The sequence below is a fragment of the Phenylobacterium sp. genome, from assembly GCF_031984885.1.
In the GTDB taxonomy this organism is placed as follows: domain Bacteria; phylum Pseudomonadota; class Alphaproteobacteria; order Caulobacterales; family Caulobacteraceae; genus Phenylobacterium.
This window is the reverse complement of sequence record NZ_DAMABV010000011.1, coordinates 23,160-43,941: the sequence shown is the minus strand read 5'-3', so window position 1 is coordinate 43,941 and position 20,782 is coordinate 23,160. Positions and strand designations below refer to the sequence as shown.

Genomic DNA, 20,782 nt, shown 5'->3' with positions numbered 1-20,782 from the left:
CCCGATCAGAGGCGAAGCTGGGCGCCGGCGGCCTGCGCGCCCCAGGTCTGGCGCCAGCGCGCCTTGACCCCGGTCAGGCAGGCCAGGGCCAGCAGGGCGAGGCCTGCGAAGGCCAGCAGGCCGGCCTGGTAGCTGCCGGTCGCCTGCTTGGCCCAGCCGAGGCTGGCGGCGAGGTAGAAGCCGCCGATCCCGCCGGTCATGCCGACCAGGCCGGTGACCACGCCGATCTCCTTGCCGAACCGCTGCGGCGCCAACTGGAACACCGCGCCGTTGCCGGCCCCCAGCGCCATCATGCTGAACATCAGCACGCCCAGCGCGATGTAGGGGTTGGCGGCCTCGAAGCTGGCCAGGGTCAGGCCGACCGCGGCCAGCATGTAGACGATCGTCAGGGTGCGGACCCCGCCAAAGCGGTCGGCCAGCGCCCCGCCCACCGGCCGGACGAACGATCCGGCGAACACGCAGGCGGCGGTGAAGAAGCCGGCGGTGACCGCAGGCAGGCCGTATTCCGAGTTGAAGTAGATGGTCAGCGACGACGACAGCCCGACGAAGCCGCCGAAGGTGACGCTGTAGAGCAGCATCAGCCACCAGGCGTCGGCGGTGCGCAGCACGCCCAGATATTCCGACAGCGGCTTGGGCGCCGGACGGTTCGGCGCGTCCTTGGCGAAGATCAGGTAGACGACGAAGGCCAGCGCCAGCGGCAGCACCGCCAGGCCGATGACGTTGGTCCAGCCGAAGGTCTGGGCCAGGCCCGGCGCGAACAGCGCGGCCAGGGCGGTGCCGGAATTGCCGGCCCCGGCGATACCCAGGGCCAGGCCCTGGTGCTCCGGCGGATACCAGCGCGAGGCGAGCGGCAGGGCCACGGCGAACGAGGCGCCCGCGACGCCCAGCACCACGCCCAGCATCAGCACCTGGCTGTAGTTGTTGATCCCCAGGAACCAGGCGAGCGCCAGCCCCGCCATCACGATCACCTGGCCGATCAGGCCGGTGCGCTTGGGACCGATATGATCGACCATCACCCCGGCCACCAGCCGCAGGATCGCGCCCGACAGCACCGGGACGGCGACCATCAGGCCTTTCTGGCCGGCGTCGAGTTGCAGGGTCTTGGAGATGGCGACCCCCAGCGGACCCAGGATCACCCAGACCATGAAGCTGAGGTCGAAATAGAGGAAGGCCGAGAGCAGGGTCGGCGTGTGGCCCGACTTGAGGAACGAACGGCTCAGCATGGCAGGATTGGCCCCGTGCAGGATGAACGGAAGCGGCGGCGTCGCCGAAGGCGGATCAGCCCGTCATCGGGCATGTTCCAGGGCCGCGAACGCCGTTGTCCTGAGGCCGAGACCAGGAGAAACCCGGCCGACGGCTGCGTCACCTGCAAATCGAGAGGCGATCAGATCGCGATTGCTGCAGCGCAAAATCTTGGCGCCTCAAAAAGCGCCATGACCGCTTTTTAGGCGTTCTCGCCCGCCCGCGCGGCCTCATAGAGGTCCAGTCGATAGACCTGCGCGGCCACCCCCGAGGTTTCGGCGTCCGCCGCGACCTGGCCCCAGCGCGCCATCTGGCCGAGCAGCCAGGCCGCCTGCGCCGGTCGAGGCGCGTTGGCCCCGTCACGGTGAAAGATGACGTCGTCCAGGCTGGCGGCGATGGCCGCCCGCGGCGCGTCCACATACTGCCGCCCGGCCAGCAGTCCGGCCAGCTCTGCGCGGTGCTCGGGCGCGTCGCACCACGCCGCCGCGCCGATCAGCGCGCGAACCAGGCCGGCCAACGCCTCGCCGTTCGCCTCGGCCCAGTCCTGGGTCACGCCCAGGACCTTGTCCGGGGCCCGCCCCCATAGCTGCGACGCACGCACCGCCACTCGCCCCGCGCCCGAAGATACGGCGACGCTGTTCCAGGGCTCGCCGGCGCAGAAGCCCTCGATGACCCCGTCGGCCAGCAGCCCGGCCATGCGGGAGGGCGCGGCCACGGTCAGCCGGATGTCCCGGTCCGGATCGACCCCCGCCGCCGCCAGCCAGTCGCGCAGCAGGTAATTGTGCACCGAGTACGGATAGACGACCGCGAAGGTCAGCGGGCTCGCCCCCTCCTTCCGGCGCCGCGCGATCAGCTTGGCCAGCGCCTGCCCCTCGCCGGTCGCAGCGCTGAGACGCGCCGACAGCGTCACCGCCGCCCCGTTCAGATTCAGCGCCACGGGCGCGACCATCGCCGTAGGTTCGCTGCCCACGCCCAGGGTCGCGGCCAGGGCCAGCGGCGCCAGCATGTGGGCGCCGTCCAGAGCGCCCACGGCGACCTTGTCGCGGATCGTCGCCCACGACACTTCGCGGCTGAGCTCCACCTGCAGCCCCTGGGCCTCGAAGAACCCCCGCTCCCTGGCCACGACCAGGGGCGCGCTGTCGGTCAGGGGCACGAAGCCCAGCCGCAGGACCTCGCTCATGAGCCGTCTCCCTTCAGCACGCCCGCAAAGGCCAGCAGGTCCGCCGCCACCGCCCCCAGGGGGCGGCCGGTGTCCATCGAGAGCTTTCGCAGCAGCTTGTAGGCCGCGTCCTCTTCGAGGCCGCGCTCCTTCATCAACAAGGCCTTGGCCCGCTCGACGCTCTTGCGCGAGGCCAGGTCCGCCTTGGCCCGCTCCAGGTCCTGCCGCAGTTGGTTCATCAACTGGAAGCGGGTCATGGCCACCTCCAGGATGGCGCGCACTCGCCCGACCGCCAGTCCATCGACGATGTAGGCCGCGACGCCCGCGCGGACCGCCTCCTCGGCCAGGCCAGGTTCGGAGCGGTCGACGAACATCACCACGGGCCGCGGATTGGCCAGGCTGGTCTCGCGCAGGCTCTCCAGCGTGTCCCGGTCGGGGCTGTCGGCGGCGACGACCACGACGTCAGGCTCGAAGCGCGCCGCCTCGGCCTCGTCGAACACCGTCGCGTGCCGGACCTCCAACGGCTCGACGCCGGCCAGGCCCTCGGCGACGAGGGCGGCCCGGGCCGGATCAGGATCGATGACGAGGACGCGCATGCCGCCCGACTAAGGGGGCGCCGGCCCCATTGCGCAGGCGCCAGTCGCCCTGCCCGCGCTCACGGCTTCGAAACGCCCGACGATCGGTCAGTCGGCGCCCGAATTTTCCGCATTATCGTCGGGCGGCATGCTCGCCAGCAGCGCATCACGCTCGCCTGGCGTGTTGGCGCCGCGGATTCGCGTCGCGACCTCCGGCGGGCACGCGGGACGCGACAGTCCCGCCCGTTCGACCAGCCGCCCCAACGGCCAACCCGCGGCGGCGTCCGCGGGGATCGCGGCCAACTCGACGACCATCGGGAGGTGCAGTCCTTCATAGGCCGCGCCGGGCCCCGCCGCCGCCAGCAGCGGCGCCAGGTCGGCGGCCTGCAGCGTCGGCGCGTCGACCGCCAGCACCAGCGCCCGCGCGCACCCCGCCGCCCGCAGGGCCGTAGCGCCGGCCAGCACGCCGCCGACCGGCCCGCCCAGGGGCTGCTCGTCCAGGACCAGGGGCAGCCCATAGTCGCCGGCGCCTACCGTGATCACCGGTTCGGCGCCGATCGCGGTCGCCAGCGCCGCCACCCGCTCGACCGCCGTGCGACCGCGCCAGAGCACCGTGGCCTTGTCGACGCCCATGCGCGACGAGGCGCCGCCGGCAAGGATCATGGCGCCCAGGCGCGAACTCATCGCACGGCGGGCGGCGTCAGCCGCACTTGACCTCCTTCACCACGCCGGTGGCGGCGTCGTAGAGGAAGTTCAGCCGACGCGGATTGAAATCCATCGTCATCGGGCAGGTCGTGCAGGCCACACGCTGCAGGTTGGGCAGCACCGGCACCGGGATTTCCGTCCGCGGACCCCCGACATACTTCTGCGCGTCGGCGGCCCCGCACTGGTCGGGTTCGCGCGGCGGTGGGGGCGGTGGCGGCGGCGGAGTTGGCGCGGGATTCGGCGGGGCGGGCGGCGGAACCGGCGGATTGTCGGCGCAGGCCGACAGCGCGATCAGCGCGGCGCCCACAACCATGATCTTCTTCATGCCTGTTTCTCCCAACCCCTCTCCTGCTGCTTCCAGTAGACGGCGGGATGGCCCTTGGCCTTCACGGCCTTCCACTGGCTGCGCGCCACGGCGAGCTGAGCCTCGTCGCGACCGTCGAACACGATCATGCATCGGGCGTATCCGGCAAGGTCCCCCGGCTCGGCGCCGTCGACGACGAACAGCACGTCGGCTGCGTTCGGGTTGTCCATCGCGGTGGTCAGCAGGATCGGCTGGCGCGCCTTCTGCGGCTCGTCCGCCGTCCCGTGCGGCAGGAAGCTGTCGTCCCGATAGGCCCACAGCCAGCCATCCATGTGCTCGATCCGTTCGGGCTCGCGGCTCCGCACGATCGCCTTCCAGCCGCGGCCCAGGGTCCGCTCCAGCAGGTCGGGCAGCACCTGGTCCAGCCCGGACCGCTCCAGGTGGTAGAACCAGACCTCGCAGGGTGCGTCGCTCAAGCGCCCACCTTCAAACCCAACAGCCGCGTCAAGGCCAGCATGGCGCTCGCCACCTCCACCGGATGGGCGGCCATCGACAGGTGGTGCAGGTCTCGTCGCAGGGTCGGCCACCCGAGCCGCCGCGCCTCGCCCGCCTCACGTTCGTAGGCCTTCGACAATCGCAGGAAGCCCCAGCCGACATCCTTGGGCAAGTCCGTCAGCGGCGCGGCCTCCTCGAACCAGTCCAGCGGAGTAGGCGCGAGTTCGCCGACGAAGCGATCGCGCAGCGGGCCTTCGGGCAGCAGGCTCTCCAGCGCGCCGGCGGGGAACCACTGGTCCCAGGCCGGGATCATGCCGTCCCGGGCCTTGGACTTCAGGCTGGCGACCAGGCCGTCGCCCGCGGTCTCGAACCAGCAGCGGCCGGGATGCGGCGGGATCGCGTCCACGTACAGCACGCCCCTCACCTGCCCCCTGGCCGCCGCGACGACGGACGGCGCCAGGCCGCCCGCCGCCGAGTGGACGGCCAGGACGAACGGGCCGCCCTGGCTCAGCACCTGCGCGGCGACCGCCTGCGCGGCGCTCTCGTAGTAGGGCCGGGCCAGCGCCGCCATGGGCGGAAGCACCGGTCGCGTCGCCTCGATCCCGCGGGCCGCCAGCTCGGCCGCCACCGGTCCCCAGGCGGCCGGCCCCGTCAGCGGGCTATGAAGCAGGATGAATCGCATGAAGGTGTTCTAGCTCAGATGGTCGATCGCGTGCGGGTTCGTTGAGCCGTGCCGGACGCGCAACCATGTCATCCCGGTTTCGGCGCAGCCGAAGACCGGGACCCATGAACGCCGGATCCCGCAGAATACGGCGAACACCTCGTCTCAATCGGCGCGAAGCCGCCCTCAGCCCTCGTACTTGTCCTGGACCATGCGGTTCAGCAGGCGCACGCCAAAGCCCGTCGCGCCGTCCGGGATGGTCGGGACGGTGGACGGCTTCTTCCAGGCGGTCGAGGCGATGTCGAGGTGCGCCCACGGCACGTTGTTCACGAAGCGCTGGATGAACAGCGCCGCGGTGATCGACCCGCCCGGACGCCCGCCGGTGTTCTTCATGTCGGCGATCATCGAGTCGATGTTCTTGTCGTACTGCGCCGGCAGCGGCATGCGCCACAGCGGCTCGCCCTCGACGCCCGAGGCCGCCAGCAGGTTGCCCGACAGCTCGTCGTTGTTGGAGAACAGGCCGGCATAGTCGTTGCCCAGGCTGATGATGATCGCCCCGGTCAGCGTCGCCAGGTCGACCATGAACTTCGGCTTGAAGCGGTCCTGGCAGTACCAGATGGCGTCGGCCAGCACGAGGCGGCCTTCGGCGTCGGTGTTGATGATCTCGATGGTCTGGCCCGACATCGAGGTGACCACGTCGCCCGGACGCTGGGCGTTGCCGTCGGGCATGTTCTCGACCAGGCCGAGAATGCCGACAGCGTTCACCTTGGCCTTGCGCCCGGCCAGCACGTGCATGAGGCCGGCGACGGCGCCGGCGCCGCCCATGTCCCACTTCATGTCTTCCATGCCGTCGGCCGGCTTGATCGAGATGCCGCCGGTGTCGAAGCAGACGCCCTTGCCGACGAAGGCGATGGGCTGGGCCTTGGGATCGGCCGCGCCGTTCCACTTGATGATCGCCAACTGGCTCTCGCGGACGCTGCCCTGGCCGACGCCGAGCAGCGAACCCATGCCGAGCTTGGCCATCTCGGCCTCGCCGAGGATCTCGACCTCAAGGCCCAGGCTCTCCAGCGCCTTGACGCGGCTCGCGAACTCTTCCGGATAGAGGACGTTCGGCGGCTCGGAGACCAGGTCGCGGGCGAAGGCGATCGCATCGGCCAGATCGGCCAGCGGGGCGAAGTCGGCGAGCGCCTGGTCCGCGTCGCCGGCCACGACCTGGGTCTTGACGACCGACGGCTTCTTGTCGGCCGGCTCCTTGGTCCGGTAGCGATCGAAACGATACGAGGCCAGCCGCACGCCCAGCGCGGCGCGCGGAGCCGAGCCGCCTTGCGGCAACACGATCCGCAGCGAGGTCAGGCCGGAGTTCTTCACCGCGTTGTAGGCGCTGGCGGCCGCATGCTCGGCGGCCAGATCGTCGAAGGCGTCCTTCTTGCCGGCGCCGATCAGCAGGATGCGCGCGGCCGGGCCCGCGGCGCCCAGCACGTCCAGGACCTGGCCCTTGGCGCCGGTGAAGCGCTGGGCCGTCGCGGCGCGCGCCAGGGCTCCGTCCGCCTGGGCGTCCGCCTGCCCGGCGGCGCCGTCCAGAACGGCGTCCTCGAACACCACCAAGGCCAGGGCGCTTTTCTCGGAAAGCGCGGCGCCGGCCGCGATGAACTCGATCTCCATAAGTCTCGAACTCCAGATAGAAATTGGACCCGCGTCCATCGTGACAACAAGCTTGGCCGCTCTTGCGGCGGTTGTATGACGCGGCGACGCATGATTTAGAGCAGGTTCACGTCCAGGGCGCGCAAAATCCCCGGTCGAACCTTACTTTTCTGTCATGCTGCTGATCGACCGTTATCTGCTCCGCCAGCTCCTCGGACCGACCGTGCTCGCCACGGCCGCGCTGACCGCTGTCGCGCTGCTTTCGCAAAGCCTTTCGGCGCTCGATCTCATCGTCGGACAGCGGCAGAGCGCGCTCGTCTTCGCCAAGGTCACCCTGCTGGCGATGCCGCAGCTACTGAACATGGTGATGCCGATCGCCGTGTTCGTCGCGGCCCTGGTGTCGCTGAACCGGCTGCACACCGAGCAGGAGATCGTCGTCTGCTTCGCCGGCGGCATGAGCCGTTGGCGCGTGATCGCCCCCGCCCTGCGCCTGGCCTCGATGATCGCCATCCTGGCCCTGGTCATGAACCTGTGGCTGCAGCCGTTGGCCGCGCGCGAGATGCGCGAGACCCTGTTCGAGGTGCGCACCGACCTGGCCTCCACCCTGATCCGCGAGGGCGAGTTCACCAATCCGGCCCCGGGACTGACGGTCTACGCCCAGTCGGTGGACGCCACCGGCCTGATCCACAACCTCTTCATCCACCAGGAGAAGAACGCCGGCGGCGCCACCACCTACACCGCCGACGAGGGCCGCCTGGAGAAGCGCAACGGCAAGCCGGTCCTGGCCATGCACCGCGGCTCGATGCAGGAGTTCGACAAGGCCGACGTCCTCAACTACCTGACCTTCGACGACTATCCCTACGATCTGTCGCCGTTCATGCGCACCGACGAGATGATTCACTTCAAGCCGTCGGACCGCTACCTGCACGAACTGCTGTTCCCCGACCTCACCCAGGACTGGGAAAAGCGCAACGAACTGAAGCTGCTGGCCGAGGGCCATAACCGCATCGCCAGTCCGCTCTACAACATCGCGCTGATGGCGCTGGCCTTCGCCGCGATCATCGGCGGCGGGTTCAGCCGCATGGGCTATGGCCGCCGCATCGCGATCATGAGCGCGGTCGCCGTCGGCTTCCGCATCCTCGGCTTCGTCGTCCAGGCGGCGTCCGAGGAAGCCGCCTGGCTCAACGTCCTGCAGTATGTCGTCCCCATCGCCGCGATCTATGTGGGCCTGCGCGGCGTATTCCGCGAAAAGGTGTCGCGTTTCATCGACATGCGCCTGAAACCTCACCGGATCAGCCGTCATGCGGAGGCCAGCGCATGATCGGCGCGGGCAAGCTCGAACGCTATGTGATGGGGCGCACCATGGCCGGCGTCGGCGCCGCCCTGGCGGTGATCTCGGCGGTCATCATCCTGGTCTCCTTCGTCAATCTCTCGCGCGAGGTGGCGGTGCGCGCCGACGTCGGCGTCGCCCAACTGTTCGGCCTCACCCTGCTGCAGACGCCGTCGGTGGTGTTGCTGCTGCTGCCGTTCGTATTCCTGTTCGGCGGCATCGCCGCTTTCGTCGGGCTGAACCGCCGATCCGAACTGGTGGCCATGCGCGCCGCCGGCGTGTCGGCCTGGCGCTTCATCCTGCCCTCCGCCGGGGCCGCCTTCCTGATCGGCGTGGCCGTGGTGCTGGTCTTCAATCCCCTGGCCGCCGCCTTCAGCGCCCGGTACGAATCCGACCGCGCCAACCTGATGGAGAACTATCTCACCGACGCGCCCAAGGAGGTCTGGCTGCGCCAGGGCGACGGGCGGACCCAGATGGTCATCCACGCCAAGCAGCGCGACACCGAACAGGGCCGCGTGCGCCTGAAGGCCGTCTCCGTCTTCGTCTATCAGAAGGACCGCGGCGGCGGCCCCGAGTTCAAGCGCCGGCTGGAGGCCGCCGAGGCCCAGCTCTATCCGGGCTACTGGAAGCTCTGGAACGTCCGCGAGGCCAGCGCCGGCGAGAGCTCGGTGCGTTCCGACTCGCTGTCGATCCGCTCCACGCTCGACGCGGAATCGGCCATGGAACGGTTCGCCGCGCCCCAGTCCGTGGCGTTCTGGCGCCTGCCCTCCGCCATCCGCCTCACCGAACAGGCCGGCTTCTCGGCCAGCGGCTATCGCCTGCGCTTCCAGCAGCTCCTGGCCACGCCCGTGCTGTTCGCCGCCATGTCCATCCTGGCCGCCGCCTTCTCGCTGCGACTGGCGCGGCTGGGCGGCCTGGCGGGCCTGGCCGGGGCCGGGGTCGGGCTCGGCTTCATCGTGTTTTTCTTCAACGAGTTCTCGGGCGCGCTCGCAGGCGCGGACATCATCCCGCTCTTCGCGGCGGCCTGGGCGCCGCCGGTCGTAGCCCTGCTGTCAGGCCTTGCGCTGCTCTGCTACACCGAAGACGGTTGAATCGCCGGGCTTACCGGCTATGCATCACGCTCTAGGGTCCGCGCGAGGGGAGTTCATGAGTCTCGGCAGGCGTTCAGCCTCCGCCAAGCGCGGCCTGCTTGCGGGCGTGGCGCTGATGGTGTTCTGCGGCGCAGCCCAGGCGCAGGAAGCTGCGCGCCCGGCCGCCGCCGCTTCACCCGACGGCCTGGCGCCCGGCCAGCTCTATATGGAAGCCGACCTCGTCATCCGCGACGACAAGAACAAGATCACCACGGCCAAGGGCGAGGTCGAGGTCCGCTATCAGGGCCGCACCCTGCGCGCCGAGGAACTCGTCTACGACGAGGCCAAGGGCCTGATGCGCGCCCGCGGCCGCACCTCGATCATCAACGCCGACGGCTCGGTGCAGTACGCCGACGAGATCGTCCTGGACGACGAGATGAAGGCCGGGGTCGCCACCGGCTTCTCCGCCCGCCTGCAGCAGAACGTCAAGATGGCCTCGGCCAGCGCGGTGCGCCGCTCGGATACGATCAACGAGCTCAATCGCGCGATCTATACGCCGTGCGATATCTGCGCGCCCGACGGCCAGACCGCCAAGTCGCCGACCTGGTCGATCAAAGCCGACAAGGTGGTCCAGGATAAGGACCGCCAGATCGTCTACTACCGCAACGCCGTCATCCAGGTGATGGGCGTGCCGCTGATCTACCTGCCGGTGTTCTGGCACCCGGACCCGCAGGCGCAGCGCAAGTCCGGCCTGCTGCCGCCCGAGATCTCGTTCTCCGACCGCCGCGGCGTGTCCTATGAGCAGCCCTATCTGTTCGCGCTCTCGCCCTCTACGGATTTGACGCTAAGCCCCCAAATCAACACGAAAGTTAACCCGCTTCTTAATGGAAAGCTGCGCAAGCGGTTCTATTCGGGCGGCGTCGAGGCGCGTTTCGGCTACACCTATGACGACGACATCGCCGCGCCTCCGGGCCAGAGCGGCGACGAGACTTCGCACAGCTACATCCTGGCTTCGGGCGCCTTCGCGATCAACGAGAACTGGCGCTGGGGCTTCACCGCCGAGCGCACGTCCGACGACCTGCTGTTCGACAAGTACGACATCGGCGGCGTCTACGAGGCCCGCGGCCCCTATGTGGCCGACGACCGCCGCCTGATCAGTCAGGTCTATACGATCCGCGAGGGCCAACGGTCGTACTTCTCGGCCGCCGCCTTCACCGTCCAGGGCCTGCGCCCGGACGACAACGACCGGACCTTCCCGATCGTCGCCCCGCTGATCGAGTCGCGCTGGGAGGCCGAGCCCTCCATCCTCGGCGGCCGCCTGCGCCTTCGCGCCAGCGCCGTCGCCCTGACCCGCGACCAGTCGCCCATGGGCGCTCCGCCCTTGCGGCTGGCCGGCCTCGACAGCCGCCGCGCCACCGGCGAGATCGATTGGCGCACGACGTTCGTCAGCAAGGCCGGGATCGTGGTCTCGCCCTATGTCCAGGCCCGCATCGACGCCTACTCGATCGACGACAACCTCCAGGGCGTACTGTCGGGCGGCTCGCGCTCCGACGACCTGATCCGCGGCCTCGGCGTCGCCGGAGCTGATGTCAGCTACCCATTCTTCAAGCGTTACAAGAACTTCACGGCGGTTCTTGAGCCCATCGTCCAGATCGCCCTGTCGCCGGACGTCAAGCAGGTGGTCCTGGGTCGCGACGCCGCCGGAGCCCCGATCTACCTGAACGAGGACAGCCTCGCCTTCGAGTTCGACGAGACCAACCTCTTCCGGCCCAACAAATTCCCGGGCTACGACCTCTACGAGGACGGGCTGCGCGCCAACGTCGGGGGCCGCGCCTCGATCCTCTGGGACGACGGCCGCCGGGCCAGCCTGCTGTTCGGACGCTCGCTGCGCACCGAAACCAACGACGTGTTCTCGGCCGCCAGCGGCCTGCGGCCCAAGTCGTCGGACTGGATCGTCGCGGCTTCGGCCGAGCCCATCCGCGGGGTGTCGCTGTTCACCCGGGCGCGTCTCGATTCCGAGGACTTCGACATCGCCCGCGCCGAGGCCGGCGCCAACGTCTCCTCCAAGTGGGGCTTCGGCTATGTCCGCTATCTGCGCGACCGCTCGAACCCCATCTCCCTCGACACGAACGGCAGGGTCGAGAACCTCGACCTGGGCGGAGAAGTCTTCGTCACCAAGAACTGGTCGCTCACCGCCTACGGCCAACGGGATCTCGCCTCGGACGCCTGGGTCCTGCGCGACATCGGCGTGGCCTATCGCGATGAGTGCCTGCGCCTGGACGTCTTCTTCCGTCGCGAAGACGCCATCGCCAACCGCCTGGGTGCGACCGAGTCCATCGGGTTCCGCCTAACCCTCGCCACATTGGGCGAACCGATATATGGCAACTGACAACCGCGGCCGCCCCGGGGCGCCGCCCGCTACGGCTACGCTAAGGAAGACCTCATCCATGATCCGCGCGCGTAAAGTCACGGGCCTTGCGGCGCGCGGCGTCGCCTTGGCCGCCGCCTTCGCCGCCGCCGCCGCCCCGCAGTACGCGTTCGCCCAAGCGCCCGCCGCCGCTCCGGCCTCCGCGCCTGCGCCCGCCGCGCCCCGCGGCCTGTCGGAATCCGTCGCGGCCGTGGTCAATGACGACATCATCTCGACCTACGACCTCGCCCAACGGATGCGGCTGCTGATCGCCACCTCGGGCATCCAGCCGACCCAGCAGAACATCGCCCAGTTCCAGCGCGAGGCGCTCATCTCCCTGGTCGACGAGCGCCTGCAGATCCAGGAGCTCCGTCGCCAGGAGAAGGAACAGAAGATCTCGCTGATCGCCGACTCGTCCGAGATCGACGAGGAGCTGACCGACATGGCGCGCAACAACAACATGTCGCTCGAGCAGTTCACCAACTCGCTCGCCGGCCAGGGCATCAGCGTCAGCACCCTGCGCGACCAGGTCCGCGCCCAGATTAGCTGGCAGCGCTGGATCCGCGGACGCTACGGCTCGCGCCTGCGGGTCGGCGAGGACCAGGTCAAGGCCGTGCGCCAGCGCATGGAAGCGGCCGCCGCCAAGCCGCAGTATCAGATCAGCGAAGTCTTCATCGACGCCAACCGCGTCGGCGGCATGGACACCGCGGTCAACGGCGCCACCCAGCTCGTCGCCCAGATGCAGCAGGGCGCGCCCTTCCCGGCCGTCGCCCGCCAGTTCTCGGCCTCGGCCACCGCGGCCAACGGCGGCGACGCCGGCTGGATCACCGCGGGCGAAATGGCTCCCGAGATCGACACCGCCCTGGAGCAGATGCGCCCGGGCCAGCTCTCGCAGCCGATCCCCGTCCGCGACGGCGTCTACATCATCTTCCTGCGCGACAAGCGCTCGGGCGCCAGCGCCTCGGTCGTCCACCTGAAGCAGGCCGCCATCGCCCTGCCGCAGACGGCGAGCGAAGCCCAGGTCGCCGCCGCGACCGCCACCCTGGAGACCGTCCGCAGCCAGGTCACCAGTTGCAGCGACATCGAAGCCAAGGCCTCCAGGGTCAACGGCGTCGTCGCCGGCGACCTCGGCGAGGCCGAGATCAACGACCTGGCCCCGGCCTTCCGCCAGGCGGTCGAGTCCCTGCAGCCCGGACAGGTGTCGGCGCCGATCCGCACCAACGCCGGCCTCCACATCCTGGCGGTCTGCGACAAGCGCGCCGGCGGGGCCGACAGCCTGACCGCCGAGCAGATCGAAAGCCGTCTCTACGGCCAGCAGCTCAGCATGATCGCCCGTCGCTACATGCGTGACCTCCGGACCTCGGCGACGATCGAGACCCGGTGATCGCGCCCGACCAGCCGCCGCTCGCCCTCACCCTCGGCGACCCCGCCGGGGTCGGGCCTGAAATCATCGTCAAGGCCTGGAACCTGCTGCGCGTCGGCGGGCCGGCCTTCGTGGTCGTCGGCGACTTCCAGTCGGTGGCCTCGGCCTCCGGTTCCAGCATGCGCACGGTGCGGCGGGTGACCACGCCCAAGGAAGCCGTCGCGGTCTTCCCGGAGGCGCTGCCGGTCCTCGACATCCCGCTGCGCAGCCCGGTGATCGCCGGCCAGCCCTCGTCGACCGCGGCCTCCGCGATCATCCGCTGGATCGAGACCGGCGTCGGCCTGGCGCTTTCGGGCGCGGTCAGCGGCCTGGTCACCGCCCCGATCGCCAAGGCGCCGCTCTACGAGGCCGGCTTCGGCTTTCCCGGCCACACCGAGTTCCTCGGCGAGCTGACCGCCGCCGCCAGCTACCAGGGCGCCCGTGGCCCGATCATGATGCTGGCGGTCGAAGGCCTGCGCACCACCCTGGTGACCGTCCACGAGCCGCTCGCCAAGGTCGGCGCCTCGCTCAGCGTCGAGAAGATCGTCAATGCCGGCCTCGTCACCGCCCAGGCCCTGCGCCGGGACTTCGGCGTCGCCGAGCCCCGCCTCGCCGTCGCCGGCTTCAATCCCCATGCCGGCGAGGACGGGACCATCGGCCGCGAGGACATTGAGATCATCGCTCCGGCCGTGGCGGCGCTGCGCGCTCAGGGCGTCATCGCCAACGGCCCCACGCCGGCCGACAGCCTGTTCCACGAAGCCGCCCGGGCGAAGTACGACGCCGCCATCTGTATGTATCACGACCAGGCGCTGATCCCGGTCAAGATGCTCGACTTCTGGGGCGGGGTGAACGTCACCCTCGGCCTGCCGATCGTCCGCACCTCGCCCGACCACGGCACCGCCTTCGACATCGCCGGCCGCGGCCTCGCCCGTCCCGACAGCCTGGTCGCCGCCATCCGCATGGCCGCCGACATCGCCGCGCGGCGCGCCTAGCTCCGGTCGCCCGCGGCTTGCCGACTCCGTCCTCGCATGGCCTCTTGCCGAGTTCCGACCGGGGGAGTTCCTGACCATGCTCAATCGCCGCCGCCTGCTCGCCGCCTCCGCCGGCGCCGCGAGCCTCGGAGCCTTCGCCCCCGCCCGTGCGGGGCCCGCCGACGCCCAGGCCCAGGCGCTCAAGGTCTATGACCAGATCTTCGAGGGCATGCTGGCGGCCGATCCGCTGAACGCCTCGGGCCTGGGCCTCGACCAGGACGCCCGCGCGCCGCTGAAGTCGCGCGTCGGCGATCGTTCCACCGCCGGCCGCATGGGCGCGTTCCAGCCGCTGATCGACGCCCGCGACGCGCTGAAGGCCATCGACCGCTCGGCGCTGAGCGGCCGCAGCGTCACCGAGTACGACACCATCACCTGGTTCGCCGACCGCTGCGCCGAGGGCGCGCGCTTCGCCTTCGTCGGCGTCGATTCCTACGACTACCCCGTGCCCTATGTGCTCAGCCAGCTCACCGGCTGCTACCAGAAGGTCCCCGACGCCCTCGACACCAAGCATGTGATCGAGACCAAGGCCGACGCCGAAGCCTACCTCGCGCGCCTCGCCGATTTCGCCCAGGCGATGAACGACGAGACGGCCCGCGCCAGGGAGAGCGCCGCCCAGGGCCTCGCCCCGCCGGACTTCATCCTCGACAAGGCCCTGGCCCAGATGAACGCCCTGGCCGCCCAGAAGGGCGAGACCTCGGGCCTGGCCGCCTCGCTGGGACGCCGCGCGGCCGCCAAGGGTCTGGGGAGCGATTGGGCCGCCAGGGCCGCCGCCATCGTCGACGGCCCGGTCGCCCAGGCCCTGGCCGGCCAGATCGAGCTGCTGACCGCCCAGCGCCGGACCGCCGTCCACGACGCCACCGTCTCGCGTCAGCAGATCACCGCCGCCTATTACGAGTACGCGCTGCGCTTCCACACCACGACCGACCTGACGCCCGACGTGGCCCACCAGATCGGCCTGGAGCAGGTCGCCGACCTCACCGCCCGTCTCGATCCGCTGCTGAAGGCCCAGGGCCTGACCCAGGGTTCGGTGGCCGCGCGCCTCGACGCCTTCGCCAAGGACCCCGCCCAGTTCTATCCGAACACCGACGCGGGCCGGCAGGCGCTGCTCGCCGAGCTGAACCGCCAGATGGCCGCGGTGAAGGCCGCCGCGCCCAAGGTGTTCAACACCATCCCCAAGGGCGGCATGGAGATCCGCCGCGTGCCGCCGGCCATCGAGATCGGCGCGCCGCGCGGCTATGCCGAAAGCGGTTCGCTCGACGGCTCGCGGCCCGGGACCTACTACATCAACCTGCGCGACACGACCGAGTGGGCCAAGTGGGCCCTGCCGACCCTCACCTATCATGAGGCGGTCCCCGGCCACCTGTTCCACGGCGCGCTGGTGCAGGAAGCGGGCGCCTCGCCGATGCTGTTCAAGAACATCGGCTTCACGGCCTATGGCGAGGGCTGGGGCCTCTATGCCGAGCAGCTCGGCGACGAGCTCGGCATGTACGACGCCTATCCGGCCGGGCGCATCGGCTGGCTGCAGTCGTTCCTCTACCGCGCCGCCCGGATCGTCCTGGACACCGGCATCCACGGCAAGGGCTGGAGCCGTGAGCAGGCCATCGCCTATATGCGCGAGACCGTCGGCCTGCCGCTGGGCGCGGCCGAGAACGAGATCGACCGCTACGTCGTCTGGCCGGGCCAGGCCTGTGGCTACAAGATCGGCCACACCGAGATCGACCGCCTGCGCTCCAAGGCCAGGGCCGCGCTCGGCCCGAAGTTCGACATCAAGGGCTTCCATGACGCGGTCCTGCTCGGCGGCTCGCTGCCGCTGGCGGTGCTGGAGCGCGTGGTCGACCAGTGGACCGTGTCCCAACGCTGATGAGCGACCCGGCCGATCTCGCCCGCGAACTGACCATCGACTTCGTCGGCGGCGCGGTCGGCCATCGCCATCGCTTCGGCGGCGGACGCGGCCAGGACCTGCCCCGCGCCGCCGGCTTCGTGAAGGGGTTTACGCCCAGCGTCGTGGACGCCACGGCCGGGCTCGGCCGCGACGCCTTCCTGCTGGCCTCGCTGGGGGCGCAGGTGACGCTGATCGAGCGCTCGCCCCACGTCCACGCCCGCCTCGCCGCTGGTCTGGAGGCTGCTGCTGCAACCCCGCAGACCGCCGAGGTCGTGGCCCGCATGACCCTGCTGCACGGCGACGCGCGCCTGATCCTGCCGACCCTGTCGGCCGACGTGGTCATCGTCGACCCCATGCACCCGGAGCGCACCTCCACCGCCCTGGTGAAGAAGGACATGCGCCTGCTGCGCGACCTCGTCGGGACCGACCCCGACCAGCTCGAGCTGATGCAGGCGGCGCTGGCCTGCGCCCGCAAGCGCGTGGTGCTGAAGTGGCCCCGCAAGGGCCCGCCGATGCCTGGCCTGCGCCCGCCCTCTCACCAGATCGTCGGCAAGACCCTGCGCTACGACGTTTTCATGACGGCCGCTTCCTGAGACAATGCGCCCATGAGCGTCGCCTTCACCAAGGAGGAGGACAGCGAGTCCGCCGCGGCGGACCTGCCTGATCGTCCGATCTCCCCGCACCCCAATCTCGTCACCGCCAAGGGCCTGGCCCAGTTGGACGACGAACTCGCCAAGGCGCGCGCCGCCTATAGCGCCGCCCAGGCCAGCGGCGACGTCAACGCCGACCGCACCGCCATGGCCAGGGCCACTCGCGACCTGCGCTACTACGGGGCTCGCCGCGCCAGCGCCCAGTTGGTCGAGCCCGACCCCGCCCTCGACACCGTCCAGTTCGGCCGCGCCGTGACCTTCGAGCGCGAGGACGGCCGCCGCCAGACCTACGCCATCGTCGGCGAGGACGAGGCCGATCCGGCCGGCGGCTCGGTGTCCTACATCTCGCCCCTGGCCCGCGCCCTGCTCGGCAAGCGCGTCGGCGACCTCGCCGACGTCAACGGCGCCGAGGTCGAGGTCATGTCGATCGTCTAGGTCTTCGACAGCAGGTCCAGCAACGCCTCCACGCAGGCGGCGGAGTTCCGCGCGGCGGCCTCGACCATCTCGTCATAGGTCAGGTGACTGTCGCCGCCGGCCAGGTCCGACAGCGTGCGGATGACATAGAGCGGCACGCCCCAGGCCCGCGCCACGACCGCCACAGCGCCGGACTCCATGTCGATGGCGTCGGCGCCCAGCCGGGCATGCAGTTCGTCGCGCGTAGTCGCGCAGTTCAGGAAATAGTCGGCCGTCACCACTCCGCCCAGCCGCGCATCGAGCCGGCCGCTCATCGCCAGCGCCAGCCGCGCCAGGACTGCGCGCACCGCCTCCTCCACCGGCTCTGGACCGCTCAGCGGCGGCGCGCCGACCGGGATCACCCCATAGGCCGTCGGCGTGAAGGCGCCCGCCGAAATGATGCCGTAGTCGTGCACCGCCAGCCGGTCGGCCAGCAGCACCGACCCGACCCCGAGCGCCGGATTGAGCCCTCCGGCCACGCCCGAGAAGATCAGCGTGCGCGCGCCGAACGCCGAGAGCAGCAGCGTCGCCGCGGCCGCCGCATTGACCTTGCCGATGCCGGCCTGGGCCAGCACGACCGCCTCGCCGGCGAACCGCGCGCGCCAGACCCTGGTCGGCCCATGGATCTCTGGCTGCGGATCGGCGTGCAGGACGCCGCGCAGGGCGTCCATCTCTTCAGGCGTGGCGCAGAGGATCGCGTGCATAGGCCCCGCTTAGCACGCTCTCAGCGCCGCCGCCCCTCCTCGGCCGCGCTCAGCACGAAGGCCAGGATCTCGGCCACCGCCACATAGAGTCGCTCTGGGATCTCGGTCTCCAGCTCGATGGTCGACAGCGCCTCGGCCAGCGGCGCGTTCTGCTGGATCGGCACGCCATGAGCCTGGGCCGCCTCGATGATCTTCTGCCCGATCAGGCCGCGGCCGCTCGCCACCACGCGCGGCGCATGGGGCGCGTCGTAGGTCAGGGCGACAGCCAAGGTCCTGCGGCCGCTTTCGCTCATGAGGTCTGGTCCACCAACTGGCCCGCCTCCGGCTCGGCGACGCGCGGCGCGCCGCGATGCAGGGCGATCTCGGCCTGGAAACTGGCTCGCGCCAGCGCTGCGCCCAGCAGTTCGCGCCCTTCTTCCAGCCTCGTCAGGCCGCTCTCGCGCTCGGCCCAGAGACCGACGATCGCCTGGCCGCCGACCAGCGAGACCCTCGCATGGACCGGCCCCAGCGGTTCGATGTCCAGTGAGAACGCCGCGCGCCAGGTCGGCTGCGTCTCGCCGCCCTTGCCGCGCCCGTCGCGGCTGATCTCGAACTGCGCCACCGCCGCGCCCTGCGGCGTGGTGAACGGCATCTCGAACATCCAGCGCGTCATCTGCGCCTCGACCGGCTCGTCCGCCCCGGCCGGCAGCGAGGCGATCTGCAACAGTTCCTGTCGCGCCACCGCGCTTTCCGTCTCGGCCAGCAGCCTCTGCCCGACCTTGCTGGGCGAGGCGTCCAGCGCCAGGCTCGGCGTGGCGGAGGGCTGGGCCCGCGGCCCGCCCGCGCGATAGGGCGGCGGCGGCGTGCGCGCCAGGGACCGCGCGTCCGGCGAACGCGGCGCGCCCGCCAGCCATGCGGCCAGGGCCTGGCGCAGGACCAGCAGTCCCGCCTTCATGTCCTGGCCCATGGGCGAGACCTGCGGAGCAGCCGCCAGCCTGGCCTCCAGGAACAGTCCCGACTGTGACAGCGCCTTGGCGACCTCGCCGCCGCCGAGCCGCGCATCGGACGGCGTCGCCTGGGCCAGCACCTGCGCCGCGGCCGAGCGCACCGGCGCCGGCAGCGCCGGATTGCGCGCCGCCTGGGTCAGGTCCGCCATCAGCGGGGCCAGTCCGCCCTGGCGACCCGCGGCCCGCTGCGCGGTCTGCGCCAGCATCTGCGCCTGAACATGGCCAGGATCGATGTCGATGGACGGGGCAGCCGGGGGCGTCACCGGAATCACCGGCCGCACCGGGGTCACCGGTATCGCCACCTGGGGCGTCAGCGGGCCTTGTATCGGCGTGATCGACACGAGCCAGTCACCTGCCAAAAGTTGCCGACATCTTACCGCCAGGGAGTGAAGGCGGGCTTAAGACACAGCTTTGGGCCGGCGGACGCCCCGCACGCCCCTGCCCTTGCCGGCCCGCGCCTGCTATTGCGGCTGGGATGACCCTCGACCAACTGCCGCCCCTGCGTGAAACCCTCGCCGAGCACGGCCTGCTCGCCAAGAAGAGCTTCGGCCAGCACTTCCTGCTCGACCTGAACATCACGCGGAAGATCGCGAGGCTGGCCGAGGTCGGCGAAGGCGATCACGTGATCGAGGTCGGCCCTGGGCCCGGCGGCCTCACCCGCGCCCTGCTGGAGACCGGCGCCAGGGTCACCGCCGTCGAAGCCGACCCGCGCTTCGCGCCGCTGTTGGAGGAACTCTCCATCGCGTCGGGCGGCGCGTTGACCCTGCGCCTGGAGGACGCCCTGAAGACCAACGAGGCCGAGGTCGCCGCCGGCGCGCCGGCCCATATCGTCTCCAACCTGCCCTACAACGTCGGCACGCCGTTGCTGATCAAGTGGCTGACGGGGGCCTTCACGCCCGCCTCCATGACCTTGATGTTCCAGAAGGAAGTCGCCGACCGCATCGCCGCCGAACCCGGTTCGGACGCCTATGGCCGCCTCTCGGTGATCGCCCAAGCGACCAGCCACACGGCCGTGGTCATGGACGTCCCGGCCCGCGCCTTCACCCCGCCGCCGAAGGTCGCCTCGGCGGTGGCCCGGCTGACCCCGCGCGCCGACCGTCCCGCGCCCGAACGCCTCGACGCCCTGCAGCGCGTCACCGCCGCCGCCTTCGGCCAGCGGCGCAAGATGCTGCGCTCCAGCCTCAAGGTCCTCGGCGGCGCCGAGCTCTGCGAGACGGCCGGCATCGCGCCGGAGGCCCGCGCCGAGACCATCGACGTTGCGGGCTTCCTGACGCTCGCCGACGTCCTGCGCCGGGCCTAGCCGCCAACCATCCTGGCCCGCAGCCGGCGCATGCCGCCCAGCCAGCGGTCGTAATCGCCGGTCTTGCGCTGCATGTAGGTCAGCACGACCGGATGCGGCAGGATCAGAAAGCTCTCGGCCGCCAGGCCCTGGACCACGCTTTCTGCGACGTCGTCCGGGCTGAGCACCCCGTCCAGGTTCTGCGGCTGCGACGCCGCATCGCCCTGGCGCAGCATGGCGGTGTCCACGCCCTGCGGGCACAGGATCGAGACCTTGATCCCCTGGTCGCCGTGGGTGATCGCCAGCGACTCCGCAAAGCCCACCGCCGCATGCTTGGTGGTCGAGTAGACCGCCCCGCCGATCTGCGAGAGCAGCCCCGCCGCCGAGATGGTGTTCAGCAGATAGCCGCCGCCGCGCGCCTGCATGCCCGGGATGACGGCCCGCGCCGCATGGACGTGGGCCATGACGTTGACGTTCCAGGCCCGGTTCCAGACCTCGTCGGGCGACGAGGCCGCGTTCTGCTTGTCCGGATCGCCGCCGCCGACCCCGGCGTTGGAGCAGAAGAGGTCGATGCCGCCGTGCCGCGCCTCGACATCCGCCACCATCGCGGCCATCGCCGCGCCGTCGCTGACGTCCAGCGTCACCGCCTCGCCGCCGATCTCGCGCGCCACCGCCGCGGCGCCCTCGCCGTTGCGGTCGGCCACGATCACCGCCTTGGCGCCCTCGCGCGCGAAGCGGCGGGCCAGCGCCGCGCCGATCCCGTCGGCGCCGCCGGTGACGACGACGACCTTGTCCTTAACTTCCAT

General features: G+C 70.7%; 21 protein-coding genes. 9 read left to right on the top strand and 12 right to left on the bottom strand.

Features of this window, described 5'->3' with window-relative positions:
• Positions 1-5 precede the first annotated feature (5 nt).
• From RTL41_RS15850 to RTL41_RS15815, 8 genes are all read right to left on the bottom strand, one after another.
• Complete coding sequence (locus RTL41_RS15850) at positions 6-1,223, bottom strand: nitrate/nitrite transporter (RefSeq protein ID WP_312166035.1); 1,218 nt, start codon at positions 1,221-1,223, stop codon at positions 6-8.
• Positions 1,224-1,444: 221 nt separating this feature from the next.
• Positions 1,445-2,422: a CmpA/NrtA family ABC transporter substrate-binding protein gene (locus RTL41_RS15845; protein ID WP_312166034.1), complete on the bottom strand. Its 978-nt coding sequence runs from the start codon at positions 2,420-2,422 to the stop codon at positions 1,445-1,447.
• On the bottom strand, positions 2,419-2,997 hold the full coding sequence (locus tag RTL41_RS15840) for an ANTAR domain-containing protein (RefSeq protein ID WP_312166032.1): 579 nt from the start codon (positions 2,995-2,997) through the stop codon (positions 2,419-2,421). Before RTL41_RS15840 ends, RTL41_RS15845 begins: the two co-directional genes overlap by 4 nt.
• Before the next feature lie 87 nt (positions 2,998-3,084).
• Positions 3,085-3,660, bottom strand: coding sequence for an NTP transferase domain-containing protein (locus RTL41_RS15835; RefSeq protein ID WP_312166031.1), 576 nt, complete (start codon positions 3,658-3,660; stop codon positions 3,085-3,087).
• Between the two features lie 16 nt (positions 3,661-3,676).
• Positions 3,677-4,006: a peptidase inhibitor I78 gene (locus RTL41_RS15830; protein WP_312166030.1), complete on the bottom strand. Its 330-nt coding sequence runs from the start codon at positions 4,004-4,006 to the stop codon at positions 3,677-3,679.
• Entirely contained in the window at positions 4,003-4,461 is a 459-nt protein-coding gene (locus RTL41_RS15825; protein ID WP_312166029.1) for a DNA polymerase III subunit chi, read from the bottom strand. The genes RTL41_RS15830 and RTL41_RS15825 overlap by 4 nt, the downstream gene beginning before the upstream one ends.
• Positions 4,458-5,162: a hypothetical protein gene (locus RTL41_RS15820; RefSeq protein ID WP_312166028.1), complete on the bottom strand. Its 705-nt coding sequence runs from the start codon at positions 5,160-5,162 to the stop codon at positions 4,458-4,460. Before RTL41_RS15820 ends, RTL41_RS15825 begins: the two co-directional genes overlap by 4 nt.
• A 165-nt stretch (positions 5,163-5,327) precedes the next feature.
• Positions 5,328-6,803 (bottom strand): leucyl aminopeptidase, encoded by a 1,476-nt coding sequence (locus tag RTL41_RS15815; RefSeq protein WP_312166027.1) that lies wholly within the window; start codon positions 6,801-6,803, stop codon positions 5,328-5,330.
• A 154-nt stretch (positions 6,804-6,957) separates the two neighbouring features.
• Between RTL41_RS15815 and lptF the strand changes: the two genes are divergently transcribed.
• The 8 genes from lptF to greA all read left to right on the top strand — a co-directional run bounded on the left by lptF (position 6,958) and on the right by greA (position 16,989).
• Entirely contained in the window at positions 6,958-8,103 is a 1,146-nt protein-coding gene (gene lptF / locus RTL41_RS15810; protein ID WP_312166026.1) for an LPS export ABC transporter permease LptF, read from the top strand.
• On the top strand, positions 8,100-9,203 hold the full coding sequence (locus RTL41_RS15805; RefSeq protein WP_312166025.1) for an LptF/LptG family permease: 1,104 nt from the start codon (positions 8,100-8,102) through the stop codon (positions 9,201-9,203). The genes lptF and RTL41_RS15805 overlap by 4 nt, the downstream gene beginning before the upstream one ends.
• Positions 9,204-9,258: 55 nt before the next feature.
• Positions 9,259-11,571 (top strand): LPS-assembly protein LptD, encoded by a 2,313-nt coding sequence (locus RTL41_RS15800; protein WP_312166024.1) that lies wholly within the window; start codon positions 9,259-9,261, stop codon positions 11,569-11,571.
• Positions 11,572-11,629: 58 nt separating this feature from the next.
• Positions 11,630-12,973, top strand: a complete 1,344-nt coding sequence (locus tag RTL41_RS15795) for a peptidylprolyl isomerase (RefSeq protein WP_312166023.1) — start codon at positions 11,630-11,632, stop codon at positions 12,971-12,973.
• Positions 12,973-13,983, top strand: coding sequence for a 4-hydroxythreonine-4-phosphate dehydrogenase PdxA (pdxA, locus tag RTL41_RS15790; RefSeq protein WP_312166094.1), 1,011 nt, complete (start codon positions 12,973-12,975; stop codon positions 13,981-13,983). The genes RTL41_RS15795 and pdxA overlap by 1 nt, the downstream gene beginning before the upstream one ends.
• A gap of 76 nt (positions 13,984-14,059) precedes the next feature.
• Positions 14,060-15,883, top strand: coding sequence for a DUF885 family protein (locus tag RTL41_RS15785; protein WP_312166022.1), 1,824 nt, complete (start codon positions 14,060-14,062; stop codon positions 15,881-15,883).
• On the top strand, positions 15,883-16,497 hold the full coding sequence (locus tag RTL41_RS15780) for a class I SAM-dependent methyltransferase (protein WP_312166020.1): 615 nt from the start codon (positions 15,883-15,885) through the stop codon (positions 16,495-16,497). The genes RTL41_RS15785 and RTL41_RS15780 overlap by 1 nt, the downstream gene beginning before the upstream one ends.
• Positions 16,498-16,509: 12 nt before the next feature.
• Complete coding sequence (greA, locus tag RTL41_RS15775; RefSeq protein WP_312166019.1) at positions 16,510-16,989, top strand: transcription elongation factor GreA; 480 nt, start codon at positions 16,510-16,512, stop codon at positions 16,987-16,989.
• On the opposite strand, the gene mtnN is transcribed toward greA, so the two are convergent.
• Genes mtnN through RTL41_RS15760 form a run of 3 tightly spaced genes read right to left on the bottom strand, consistent with a single transcriptional unit; the run spans position 16,986 to position 19,038 of the window.
• Positions 16,986-17,711, bottom strand: coding sequence for a 5'-methylthioadenosine/S-adenosylhomocysteine nucleosidase (gene mtnN, locus RTL41_RS15770; protein ID WP_312166018.1), 726 nt, complete (start codon positions 17,709-17,711; stop codon positions 16,986-16,988). The genes greA and mtnN overlap by 4 nt on opposite strands.
• 20 nt (positions 17,712-17,731) lie before the next feature.
• Positions 17,732-18,004 (bottom strand): EscU/YscU/HrcU family type III secretion system export apparatus switch protein, encoded by a 273-nt coding sequence (locus tag RTL41_RS15765; protein WP_312166017.1) that lies wholly within the window; start codon positions 18,002-18,004, stop codon positions 17,732-17,734.
• A complete protein-coding gene (locus RTL41_RS15760; RefSeq protein WP_312166016.1) occupies positions 18,001-19,038 on the bottom strand; it encodes a flagellar hook-length control protein FliK in 1,038 nt (345 codons plus the stop codon). Before RTL41_RS15760 ends, RTL41_RS15765 begins: the two co-directional genes overlap by 4 nt.
• Before the next feature lie 134 nt (positions 19,039-19,172).
• Between RTL41_RS15760 and rsmA the strand changes: the two genes are divergently transcribed.
• Positions 19,173-19,997: a 16S rRNA (adenine(1518)-N(6)/adenine(1519)-N(6))-dimethyltransferase RsmA gene (gene rsmA, locus RTL41_RS15755; protein ID WP_312166015.1), complete on the top strand. Its 825-nt coding sequence runs from the start codon at positions 19,173-19,175 to the stop codon at positions 19,995-19,997.
• Here the strand turns inward: rsmA and RTL41_RS15750 are convergent.
• Positions 19,994-20,782 (bottom strand): SDR family oxidoreductase, encoded by a 789-nt coding sequence (locus RTL41_RS15750; protein WP_312166014.1) that lies wholly within the window; start codon positions 20,780-20,782, stop codon positions 19,994-19,996. The genes rsmA and RTL41_RS15750 overlap by 4 nt on opposite strands.